Source organism: Isoptericola sp. NPDC056578, assembly GCF_042793275.1.
GTDB lineage: Bacteria > Actinomycetota > Actinomycetes > Actinomycetales > Cellulomonadaceae > Isoptericola.
Genome location: NZ_JBHTVC010000092.1, coordinates 1 through 11,656 on the forward strand (window position 1 = coordinate 1; position 11,656 = coordinate 11,656).

7 protein-coding genes are annotated in these 11,656 nt (G+C 77.6%); 5 read left to right on the forward strand and 2 right to left on the reverse strand.

Annotation, left to right across the window (positions count from 1 at the left end; translation table 11 throughout):
• Nucleotides 1-52: 52 nt before the first annotated feature.
• Together ACFQ80_RS21750 and ACFQ80_RS21755 are read right to left on the reverse strand one after the other, a co-directional pair.
• Nucleotides 53-856 (reverse strand): DNA-formamidopyrimidine glycosylase family protein, encoded by an 804-nt coding sequence (locus ACFQ80_RS21750; protein WP_430565107.1) that lies wholly within the window; start codon nucleotides 854-856, stop codon nucleotides 53-55.
• A gap of 10 nt (nucleotides 857-866) precedes the next feature.
• On the reverse strand, nucleotides 867-5,903 hold the full coding sequence (locus ACFQ80_RS21755; RefSeq protein WP_430565111.1) for a DEAD/DEAH box helicase: 5,037 nt from the start codon (nucleotides 5,901-5,903) through the stop codon (nucleotides 867-869).
• Between the two features lie 213 nt (nucleotides 5,904-6,116).
• On the opposite strand from ACFQ80_RS21755, the gene ACFQ80_RS21760 reads away from it, so the two are divergent.
• From ACFQ80_RS21760 to ACFQ80_RS21780, 5 genes are all read left to right on the forward strand, one after another.
• Nucleotides 6,117-6,350 carry a DUF3046 domain-containing protein gene (locus ACFQ80_RS21760; protein ID WP_430552604.1) on the forward strand — a complete coding sequence of 78 codons (234 nt, stop codon included), beginning with the start codon at nucleotides 6,117-6,119 and terminating at the stop codon, nucleotides 6,348-6,350.
• A gap of 48 nt (nucleotides 6,351-6,398) precedes the next feature.
• Nucleotides 6,399-8,477: an alkaline phosphatase family protein gene (locus ACFQ80_RS21765; RefSeq protein ID WP_430565108.1), complete on the forward strand. Its 2,079-nt coding sequence runs from the start codon at nucleotides 6,399-6,401 to the stop codon at nucleotides 8,475-8,477.
• Complete coding sequence (locus ACFQ80_RS21770) at nucleotides 8,474-9,391, forward strand: MBL fold metallo-hydrolase (protein WP_430565109.1); 918 nt, start codon at nucleotides 8,474-8,476, stop codon at nucleotides 9,389-9,391. Before ACFQ80_RS21765 ends, ACFQ80_RS21770 begins: the two co-directional genes overlap by 4 nt.
• 158 nt (nucleotides 9,392-9,549) lie before the next feature.
• Complete coding sequence (gene recA, locus ACFQ80_RS21775) at nucleotides 9,550-10,671, forward strand: recombinase RecA (RefSeq protein ID WP_430552607.1); 1,122 nt, start codon at nucleotides 9,550-9,552, stop codon at nucleotides 10,669-10,671.
• A 100-nt stretch (nucleotides 10,672-10,771) separates the two neighbouring features.
• A complete protein-coding gene (locus ACFQ80_RS21780; RefSeq protein WP_430565110.1) occupies nucleotides 10,772-11,518 on the forward strand; it encodes a regulatory protein RecX in 747 nt (248 codons plus the stop codon).
• The last annotated feature ends 138 nt before the right edge of the window (nucleotides 11,519-11,656 follow it).

The window sequence follows — 11,656 nt, forward strand, 5'->3', positions numbered from 1 at the left end:
GGCGTTGCCCGCGGGGCCGGATCTGTGTGTACCCGGGTGAAATGGGGGACGTTCAGGGCGCGGCCTGGCAGGTCGGGCACCAGTAGATCGCCCGTTCGCCCCCGTCCGGTCGGCTGCCCGGGCCGCTGGTGCTGCCCAGCGCGACGGGGGTCCCGCAGCGTCGGCACGGCTTGTGGTGCCGCCCGTGCACGGCGAGCTCGACGGCCCCCAGCCCGGTGCGTCGCCCCGTCTCGACGCTGCGCGCCATGAGGCGCCGGGCCGTGAGGAGCAGCGCACGGCGGGCGTCGCCGTCCAGGTCGCCGACGGGGGTCCACGGCCACCGCCGGGTGGCGAACAGCGACTCCGCCGTCCAGATGGTGCCGAGCCCGGCGACGGTGCGCTGGTCGAGCAGGGCGACGCACAGCGGACGCGCGGGGTCCGCGGCGAGCCGGAGCGCGCCCTCGTCGACCCGCTCCGGGAAGTCGTCGGCGAGGACGTCGGGGCCCAGGTGGCCCAGCAGGCGCGGCTCGTCACGGGTGCGCAGCACGTCGAGCATGCCGAGCCGGAGGCCGAGGCAGGTCCACGACGCGGTGGCCAGCACGGCGCGGACGGCGGGGGAGCGACCGGCCGCCTCGCGGGCCCCCGTGCGGTACACCCGCCAGGAGCCGTCCATCCGCAGATGGGTGTGCAGGGTGCGGCCGTCGTCGAACCGGGTGAGCAGGTGCTTGCCGTACGCGACCGACTCGCGGACGGTGGCCCCGACGAGGTCCACGCCCGCCGCCGAGGGCCAGCGCAGGTCCGCGCGCACCAGCGGTGTGCCGCGCAGCGCGGCGCCCAGCCGTTCGGCGGTGAGGCGCAGCACGTCTCCCTCGGGCACGGTCGGAGCCCTAGGCCGGGCGCAGGCCGCGCGGCGTCACGCCGAAGCCGGAGTCGAGCAGCGCGGCCGCGGCGGGGGTCCGGTCGCGGGCCGCGGTGAGCGCGGGGACGCCGTCGACCCGCTGCACGGTGACGCGCCCCAGCCGGTCGGCGCGCGTCTCGGCCACGAGCAGGCGGGCCGCGGCGGCGAGCCGGGGGCCGTCGCCCGCGTCTCCGCGGCCGAAGGACAGCACCGTGCGCCCGCCCCGCTCGACGAACAGCACCAGCTCGCCGTCGACCAGCACGACGACGGCGCCGGCCTTGCGCCCCGGGCGGTGCGAGCCCGCGCCGTCGTCCCCCGGACCCGGGACGCGGGCGCCGGACGACGACGCGCGCGGTGACGCCGCGTTCGGTGACGCCGTGCGCGGCCAGGCGACCGCCGCGCCGTACGGGTTGGCCGGGTCGGTCGCGGCGAGGAGGACGGCACCGGGCTCGACCCGGCCGCCACCGGCGCCGCCCGAGCTCTCGACGAGCGCGTCCCGGGCCCGGGCGCGGTCGGCGGCGTCCGTGCGCAGCTGGTCGACCGCACCGGGCAGCGCGAACTGCGAGCCGCCCAGGCCCTCGACGAAGTATCCGCGCCGCACGGCCCCGCGCTCCTCGAGCACCCGGAGCACCCGGTACACGTCGCGGAAGCGGGCGGTCACGCCCTCCGCGGGCGCCGCCGCGCGCGTCAGGACGCCGTGCCGCTCCAGCAGCACCTGGGTGAGGGCGTGCGCCCGCACGGTCGGGTCCTGCTCCGCGGCCGGCAGCGCGGACCATCGCCCGCCACCGGTGCGCGGCACGGCGGCAGCCGACGTCGGACGGGCGAGCCCGAAGCGGGAGGGGCGCACCGGGCGGGCCCGGCCGGGGGCGGCGGGAGCGCGGTGCGCGCCGCCGCCCTGCCTGGCCCCGCGCCGCGTGGACCCGCCGAGCGACTCGCGCAGCGGACCCAGGCGGTCGTTCGTCACCCAGCCCGCCCACACCAGGTCCCACAACGCGTCGAGGGTCGCCGCCTGGCCCGCGTCCGCGAGCTCCGCGAGGCGGGGCAGGAAGTACCCGCCCGAGCCGGTGAGCAGGTCGAGCACCGCCCGGTGCAGGTCGCTGTCGAGCGGGCCGCCCTCGTCCGCCGGGTCCGGGTCGCGCAGCGTGAGCGGCGCGCCGTCGGCCAGGTGCAGGCTCACCATGCCGTCGCCGCCGCCCGAGCCCGGGAGCCGGCCGTGCCCGCACCAGAGCACCTCGCCGGCGGTGGTGAGCTCGTCGAGCACCGCGGGGGAGTAGTCGGAGACGCGGGCGGGCAGCACGAGCGTCTCGAGCGCCGACGCCGGCACGGCCGCCCCCGAGAGCTGCTCCACCGCGCGGAGCACCCCGTCCGCGCCGCGCAGCGTGCCGCCGCCCGACCCGGCGCCGCCCACCCGGGTGCCGATCCCGTGCCAGCGCGGGAGGAAGACGCCGAGCGACTCCGGCTCCACCGGCTCGACCTCGGCGCGCAGCGCGGCGAGGGACCGGCGCCGCAGCGTGCGCAGCACCTCCGGGTCGCACCACTCGTCGCCCGTGCCGCCCAGCGAGGACGGCCGCAGCGCCCCGCGCGCCACCGCGCCCGCCGCCTCCAGCCGCGCGAGCACCTGGGTCACGACCGCGATGCCGAGGCCGAAGCGGCGTGCGACGTCCGCGGCGGGGAACGGGCCGTGCGTCCTGGCGTGGCGTCGGACGAGGTCGCCCAGGGGGTCGGGCACCGGCTCGGTGAAGGTCTCGGGGACGCCGACGGGCAGCGCCACGCCGAGCGCGTCGCGCAGCCGGCCGGCGTCCTCGACCACCGCCCACTGCTCGGCGTCGTCGCCCCCGTGGCCCCCGACCCGGACCCGCAGGACGCGGCGGGCGCCCTCCAGGTCGGCCAGCCACTCGCCGACCCGGGCGCGCGCGTCCTCGCGGGTGCGGTCCCGCAGGGCGCCGAGGGGGTGCGGCCCGGTGCGCCGCAGCACGTCCCACAGGCCCTCGGCGTCCCGCGCCTGACGGTCGGGCGCCAGCGCCTGCAGCTCCGCCTCGGTGCGCTCGACGGCGCCGGGGTCGAGGAGGTCCGCGAGCGGGGTGGCGCCCTGCTCGCCGAGCAGCTCCGTCAGCAGGTCCGGGTCCAGGGACAGCGCGGCCGCGCGCCGCTCCGCGAGCGGCGCGTCGCCGTCGTAGAGGAACTGGGCGGTGTAGCCGAACAGCAGCGCCTGCGCGAAGGGGGACGGCGTCGAGGTGGTGACCTCGACCAGCCGCACCCGGCCGCCCTGCAAGTCGCGCATGAGCTCGGTGAGCGCCGCGACGTCGAAGTCGTCGCGCAGGCACTCCCGCGCCGCCTCGAGCATGATCGGGAAGTCCGGGAACTGCGACGCCACCTGCAACAGCTGCGACGCCCGTTGCCGCTGCTGCCACAGCGGCTGCCGCCGGTCCGGGCGGCGGCGGGGCAGGAGCAGCGCGCGCGCCGCGGCCTCGCGGAACCGCGCGGCGAACATCACCGAGCCGCCGAGCTCCTCGCGCACCGCGTCGAGGACCTCGTCCGGGTCGACGAGCAGGTCCTCGGCGGTGACCGCCGGCGCGTCGCCGTGCCCCGCCGTGCCGTGCCCGGTGCCGTCGGACCCGCCCCAGCCGGGGCCGCCGAGGTCCCAGCCGGAGTCGCCGGCGTCGGGCAGCCGCAGCACGATCCCGTCGTCGGCGTGCATGGCCGCGACGTCCGTGCCGTACCGCGCGCGCAGGCGCGCCGCGACGACCAGCGCCCACGGCGCGTGCACGGGCGCCCCGAACGGGGAGTGGATCACGACGCGCCAGTCGCCCAGCTCGTCGCGGAACCGCTCCACCACCACGGTGCGGTCGTCGGGGAGCCGCCCCGTCGCGCGGCGCTGCTCGCCCAGGTACGCGGCGAGGTTGTCCGCCGCCCAGGTGTCGAGCCCGGCGTCGCGCAGCACGTCCCGGCCGCGCGCGGTGCCGCGCTCCTCGTCGTCGGCCAGCAGCGCGTCGGTCTCGCGGACGAACGCGCCCACCGCGCGGCCCAGCTCCGCGGGACGACCGGGGGAGTCGCCCTTCCAGAAGGGCAGGCGCCCGGGCAGGCCGGGCGCGGGGGTCACCAGCACGCGGTCGGGCGTGATCTCCTCGATGCGCCAGGTCGAGGAGCCGAGGGTGAACGTGTCGCCGACGCGCGACTCGTAGACCATCTCCTCGTCCAGCTCGCCCACGCGCTTCCCGCCGCGGGGCCGGTCGGCCGCGCCGCCCCCCTCCGCCGGCGCGCCCGCCGTCGGCGCCTCCGTGGCGAGGTAGACGCCGTACAGCCCGCGGTCGGGGATGGTGCCGCCGCTGGTCGCGGCGAGCCGCAGCGCGCCGGGCCGCCCGGACAGGCGGCCGGTGGCGCGGTCCCACACGATGCGGGCGCGCAGCTCGGCGAACTCCTCGCTGGGGTAGCGGCCGGCGAGCATGTCGAGCACGGCCCGCCACGTCGCGTCGCCGAGGGCACGGAACGGGTGGGCCCGACGGAACGCGGCGAGGAGGTCGTCGGCCTGCCAGTCGTCCGTCGCGAGGGCCGCCACCACCTGCTGGGCGAGCACGTCCAGCGGGTTGGCCGGGACGTGCAGGTGCTCGATCTCGCCCGCGCGCATGCGCTGCGCCACCACGGTGGCCGGCACCAGGTCGCCGCGGAACGTCGGGAAGACGACGCCGTGCGACACCGCGCCCACCTGGTGCCCGGCACGTCCGATGCGCTGCAGCCCGCTCGCGACCGACGGCGGCGCCCCGACCTGCACCACCAGGTCCACGGCGCCCATGTCGATGCCGAGCTCGAGGGACGACGTCGCGACCACGGCCGGCAGCCGCCCCGCCTTGAGGTCCGACTCGGTGCGGGTGCGCTCGACGCGGCTCATCGAGCCGTGGTGCGCGCGGGCGAGCACCGGGGCGCCGTCGCCGTCCGGGAGGCCGACCGAGGCGCCCGACTGCCCCTGGGTCTGCGCCGGCCACTGCGTGCCGGGCTCGGGGAGGTCGACCCCGGAGCGCTCGGTCCAGATCTCGTTCATCCGGGCGGTGAGCCGCTCGGCGCCCCGGCGGGAGTTTGTGAAGACGAGCGTGGAGCGGTGGTCGGCGACCAGGTCGACGACCCGCTCCTCGACGTGCGGCCACACGGAGGCGCGGCGCAGCGGGGACGCGGCGTCGCCGGTGAGGTCCACCTCCTCGTCGCCCGGCGCTCCGCCGTGGCCCGGGGCCGGCCCCGGGGTCGCCGGCTGCGGGGCGGTCGGGTCCGGCACCCCGCCGGAGTCGAGGTCCGCGAGGTCGGGCACGGGCACGACGACGTCGATCGCCCACTTCTTGGTGGCCTCGGGCTGCACGACCACGACCTCCCGGCCGCCGTCCTCGGGCGTGCGGTGGCCGGCGAGGAACTCGGCCACCGTCTGCGCGGGGCGCACCGTGGCGGACAGCCCGATCCGCTGCGCCGGCCGGTCCAGCAGCTCGTCGAGGCGCTCGAGGCTCAGCGCCAGGTGGGCGCCGCGCTTGGTGCCCGCCACCGCGTGGATCTCGTCCAGGACCACGGTCTCGACGCCCGCCAGGCCCGCGCGCGCCTGCGACGTGAGGACGAGGAAGAGCGACTCGGGGGTGGTGACCAGCACGTCCGGCGGGCGGGTGGCGAACGCGCGGCGCTCCGAGGCGGGCGTGTCGCCCGTGCGCGCGCCGACGGTCACCTCCTCGACCGTGAGCCCCCCGCGGGCGGCGGCCTGCCGGATGCCGGCCAGCGGGGAGCGCAGGTTGCGCTGCACGTCGGCGGCGAGGGCCTTGAGCGGGGAGACGTAGAGCACCCGGCAGCGTCGGGCGCGCTCCGGCGGCGGCGCGGTGGTGAGCCGGTCGATCGCCCAGAGGAACGCCGCCAGGGTCTTGCCGGAGCCGGTCGGGGCGACGACGAGCGCGTGCCGGTCGGAGCTGATCGCCTCCCACGCCCCGGCCTGCGCCGCCGTGGGCGCCGCGAACGCCCCGGCGAACCAGGCGCGGGTGGCGGGGCCGAACCGCGCGAGCACGCCGTCGTGCCCGCCGTCGTGCCCCGCGGCAGAGTCGGCGGCAGGCTCGGCGGCGGGGTCGGCGGGAACGCCGGACGGGGGGACGACCACGTCGTCATCCTGGCAGGGAGCACCGACAGCCCGCAGGGCGAGGCGGCACTGCGCGGCCCTGCGCGCCGCCGGTCGCGGCGTCCGGCGTGCCGGCGACCCTCCCGGCCGTGCGAGGCTGGGGGCGTGCGCTATCGCGAGTTCGCCGAGCTGGTCGACGAGGTCTTCGGGCCCGCCTACGGGCGCGCCCTCGTGCGCGAGCAGGTGCTGCCGCGTCTCGACGGCCGCACCCCTGCCGAGGCGCTCGAGGCCGGTCTCGAGCCGCGTGACGTGTGGCACGCCCTGTGCGACGCGCTCGACGTCCCCGAGCCGGACCGCTGGGGTCGCGACGACCGCCGCCAGGCGCCGCCCGCCCGCTGACCGCCCGGCGCCCGGGCCGACGTCGGGCGGGCGGTGCATCATGGCGCCATGCGCGACCACCGGCCCCCGCTCGTGACGGTGGTCGACGTCCGCGCCGCCCTCTGGTCCCTGGCCTCGACGGCCGCCGGGCTCGGGGTCGCGATCGCCCTGGTCGACGGCGTGCGCGTGACGTCCCCGTGGGACGTGCTGCTCGCGGCTCTCGTGGTGGGCCTCGGCGACGCGCTGCTGCGGGCACCGCTGCGGCGACTCGCGCGCGCCGGCGGGGCGGTCGTGGCGCTCCTGCTCGGCCTGGCCGCGCAGGTGCTGGTCGTCTGGGCCGCGCTGACGCTGCTCCCGGGGGTGACGAGCGACTCGTGGGCGGACGTGCTCGCCGTGCTCCTCGTCGCCGCGGTGGTGATGGCCTGCGGGCACTGGGTGGTCGGGGCGCGCGACAACGCGTACGTCGTCGGCGACCTGCTGCGCCGGGCCCGCCGGCGCGCCGGCCTCCCGCGCCGGGCCGACCGCGACGACGCAGGGGACGACGCGGGTGACGGCGGTGCCGACGGCGGCGGTGCGGACGACCGGCCCCCGGGCGTGCTCGTCGTCATGCTCGACGGCGTGGCCCGCCCGACGCTCGACCACGCGCTGGAGGCGGGGCTCGTGCCCACGATGGAGCGCTGGCTGGGGTCGGGCAGCCACCGGCTCGAGTCGTGGTGGGCGCGCGTCCCGTGCACCACCCCGGCCAGCACCCTCGGCCTGCTCCACGGCACCACCGACGCCGTCCCGGCCTTCCGCTGGTGGTCGCGGCGGCTCGGTCGCCTGATGGTGACGAACCGTCCGGCGGACGCCGCCGAGGTCGAGCGGTCGGCCTCCGACGGTCGCGGGCTCCTTGCCGACGGCGGGGTGGCCGTGTCGACGATGTTCTCCGGCGACGCGCCGACCAGCCTGCTCGTGATGAGCCGCGCGGCGGAGGGCCTGGGTCCCGGCCAGCTGTTCGTCCGCTTCTTCTCCAGCCCGTTCGTGCTCGTGCGGGCGGTGGCCGGCACCGTCGGCGAGGCGCTGAAGGAGGTGTACCAGGGGTGGCAGCAGGTGGTGCGCGGGGTGCGACCCCGCGTGGCGCGGCGGGGCTGGTACCCGGTGCTGCGGGCGGTGACCAACGTGCTGCTGCGCGACCTCAACACCTCGCTCGTGGCCGAGCAGCTCGTGCGCGGCGCGCCCGTGGTGTGCGTGGACCTCGTCGACTACGACGAGATCGCGCACCACGCCGGCCCCCTGCGGCCGGAGGCGCTGCGCGCGCTGGAGGGGCTCGACCGGGTGGTCGGGCTGTGGGAGGAGATCGCGCGCGGCGCCCCGCGCCGCTACCGCACGGTGGTCGTGTCGGACCACGGGCAGTCCCTGGGGGCCACCTTCGAGCAGGTCGTGGGGCGGTCGTTCGCCGACGAGGTGCACCGGCTCATGGCGATCCCCGCCCCGGCGCGGGGCGACCGGGCGGACGCCGAGGCGTGGGGCCCGGCGAACACCGCGCTGCACGCGCTGCGCCGGGACGGCGACGGCGACGGTCAGCTCCTGGTCGGTCCGGACCGCGACACCGTCCGGACGGACCTGCCCGAGGTCGAGGTGATCGGGTCGGGCAACCTCGGGATGGTGTGGTTCTGCCGCGAGCCGCGCCGGCGGTCGGCCGCGGAGGTGGCGGCCCGATGGCCCGCGCTCGTGCCCGGCCTGGTCGAGTCGCCGGCCGTCGGCTTCGTCGTGGTCCACGGCGCGCACGGACCGGTGGCGCGCGGGCGGCTCGGCTCGCACGAGCTCGCGACCGGCCGTGTGACGGGCCGGGACCCCCTGGCCGGCTACGGGTCGCGGGCCCGCGCCGACCTGCTGCGCGTCGCCGGGCTGGAGGACGCCGGCGATCTGGTGGTCGTCTCGGCGGTCGGCCCGATGGGCCGGGTGCACGCGCTCGAGGGGCTCGTGGGCTCGCACGGAGGGCTCGGCGGCGCGCAGAGCGAGGCGCTGCTGCTGCACCCGGCCGACCTCGTCGTGCCCGACGACGAGCGCGAGGACGTGGACGGCGCGCGCGTGCTGGTGGGCGCCGAGGCGGTGCACCGCCGGCTCGTGGCGTGGCTCGCCGCCCTGGGGCTGCGGGAGGGCCCGTGACCGGGGCACCGGGAGGGCGCGACCCCGCCGGCCCGTCGGGGCTCCGGGTGACGTGGCTCGGGCACTCGACCGTCGTCCTCGACGTCCCGCGCGCGGGAGGCGGCACCGCCCGGCTCGTGACGGACCCCCTGCTGCGGCGGCATGCGGGTCTCCTGCGGCGCCGGGGCGACCGTCCGGACACGGACGCCTGGCGGGGCGCCGACGCCGCCCTGCTGTCCCACCTGCACCACGACCACGCCGAGCTGGGCTCGCTGCGGCTGCTCGGCGACGTGCCGGTGCTCACGGCGCCCGCCAACGCCCGCTGGCTGCGCGGCAAGGGCCTGCGCGGCGTCGGCCTCGACCTGCCCCCCGCGGCGGGCCACCCGCCCGGCCGCGACGTCGCGCACCACGCCGCGCAGCACGCCCCGCAGCACGGTGACTGGCACGACGTCGCGGGCGTGGAGGTGCGCCTGACCGCCGCGGTGCACGGTGACCGGCCGATGCCGCACCGCCCGAACGGCGCGAGCGGGCACCTGGTGCGCGGGCGCGGCACGACGGTGTGGGCCGTGGGGGACACCGAGCACCACGCGGGCGTGGGGCGGGTGCGCGAGCTGGCCGGCGGGCGGGTGGACGTGGCCCTCGTACCCGTGTCCGGCTGGGGCCCGCGGCTCTCGGGCGGCCATCTCGGCCCCCGCGGCGCCGCCGAGGTGTGCGCGGAGGTCCGCCCGCGGGTGGCGGTCCCGGTGCACTGGGGCACGCTGCACGTGCCGGGCGGGCAGCACCTGCCGCGCGGGTGGATGGACCATGCCGGGGAGGCCTTCGCGGCGGCGTGCCGCCGGGCGGCGCCGGACGTGCGCGTGGTGGTCCTGCAACCCGGCGGCACGTGGCGCGACACGCCCGGGGACGACGACGGCCTCGAACACGTGTTCGGGTAGAGTCTGCCCCCAGGAGGGTCCTCGGAAGTCGTCCTCCACAGCCGTGACGGACCGCCCCGACCATGTCGGTGGCGGCACGTACGGTCGACGACAACATGAGCACGCAGCCACGAACGCCGGCGCGCAGCCGCCGCGCCCAGAACGCAAAGGTGACCGACATGCCCGCAACGGCAGACCGCGAGAAGGCACTCGAGGCCGCGCTCGCCCAGATCGACCGCAGCTTCGGCAAGGGCTCGGTCATGCGCCTCGGCGACGAGGGTCGTGCGCCCGTCGAGGTCATCCCCACCGGCTCGATCGCGCTGGACATCGCGCTCGGCATCGGCGGCCTCCCGCGCGGTCGCGTCGTGGAGATCTACGGCCCGGAGTCCTCCGGCAAGACCACCGTCGCCCTGCACGCCGTGGCCAGCGCCCAGCGGGCCGGCGGCATCGCGGCGTTCGTCGACGCCGAGCACGCGCTGGACCCGGAGTACGCCAAGAAGCTCGGCGTCGACACCGACGCCCTGCTGGTCTCGCAGCCGGACACCGGCGAGCAGGCGCTGGAGATCACGGACATGCTGATCCGTTCCGGCGCGCTGGACATCATCGTCATCGACTCCGTCGCCGCGCTCGTGCCCAAGGCCGAGATCGAGGGCGAGATGGGCGACAGCCACGTCGGCCTCCAGGCCCGCCTGATGTCGCAGGCGCTGCGCAAGATCACCGGTGCGCTGAGCGCGTCGGGCACCACGGCGATCTTCATCAACCAGCTCCGCGAGAAGATCGGAGTGTTCTTCGGCTCCCCGGAGACCACCACCGGTGGCAAGGCGCTGAAGTTCTACGCCTCGGTGCGCATGGACATCCGCCGCATCGAGACCCTCAAGGAGGGCACGGACGCGGTCGGTAACCGGACCCGCGTCAAGGTGGTCAAGAACAAGATGGCGCCCCCGTTCAAGCAGGCGGAGTTCGACATCCTGTACGGCGTGGGCATCTCCCGCGAGGGCGGGCTGATCGACATGGGCGTGGAGCACGGCTTCGTGCGCAAGTCCGGCTCGTGGTTCACCTACGAGGGCGACCAGCTGGGCCAGGGCAAGGAGAACGCGCGGGCGTTCCTGCGCGACAACCCCGACCTGGCGAACGAGATCGAGAAGCGGGTCAAGGAGAAGCTCGGCGTCGGCGCCAAGCTGGACGCCCCCGCGGCAGAGGCTCCCGTCGAGGGGGCCGCGGGTTCCGCGACCGGGCTGAGCGTGGACCCGGCACCGGCGGCCGCCAAGGCGGGCGCCAAGGGCAAGAAGGCGCCGTTCTGACGGGCGCCGCCGATTCCGGCACCGTTCGGGTCGCGCTCGCTCGGGTGAGCGCCGCCCCGACCGGGACGGTGCTCGTCGTGGCCGCCGAGGGAGGGCTCGCATGACGTCGGGGGATACTGCCCCGGGCGGTCGCGGCGTGGGGAAGCGTCGCGGCCGCCGTCAGGGCGGCTCGGCGCGACCACACGACAGCTGGGCGGACCACCCGGGGACCGGGTCGGGCCATGGCTCGGACAACGGCACGGAGGACGGCGCGGAGGACGGCACGGAGGACGGCGGGAGGTCACGCCGGCGACAGCCGCGCCGCACGGTGGCGGAGCGTCTCGAGGCCGGCGAGCTGACCGTCGAGGACGCGACGGAGAAGGCCCGCGAGACGCTGCTGCGCATCCTCACGGCGGCTCCGAAGAGCCGCGCGGAGCTCGAGCAGTCGCTCGCGCGCAAGGGCTACCCGGAGGCCGTCGTGGGGCCGGTGCTCGACCGGTTCGACGAGGTAGGGCTGGTCGACGACGCCGCGTACGCCGACATGCTGGTGCGGACGCGGCACGCCGAGCGGGGGCTCTCGCGGCGCGCGCTGGCGATGGAGCTGCGCCGCCGCGGCATCGCCGAGGAGACCGCCGCGGACGCCCTCGAGCAGGTGGACCCCGACGACGAGCGCGCGGCGGCCCTGGCCCTGGCCCGCAAGCACGTGGCGCGCACCCGTGGGCTGGACCGCGACGTGCGCGTGCGCCGCGCGGTCGGGGCGCTCGGGCGCAAGGGCTATGCGCCGGGCGTCTCCTTCGGCGTCGTGCGCGACGCCCTCGCGCAGGAGGGCGAGGACGAGTTTGACGACTACCCCGGTGTGGAGGACTGACCGGCACCCATCTCACGGGTCCTGCCGGCACGCGTGACGTCGTCCGACGGCCGTGTCCGCCACGGAGTCGGACCCACCTGGACCTCACGCGCAGGCACTTCGACGACGTCGCCCCCGGACGCGAGAAGCGTCCGGGGG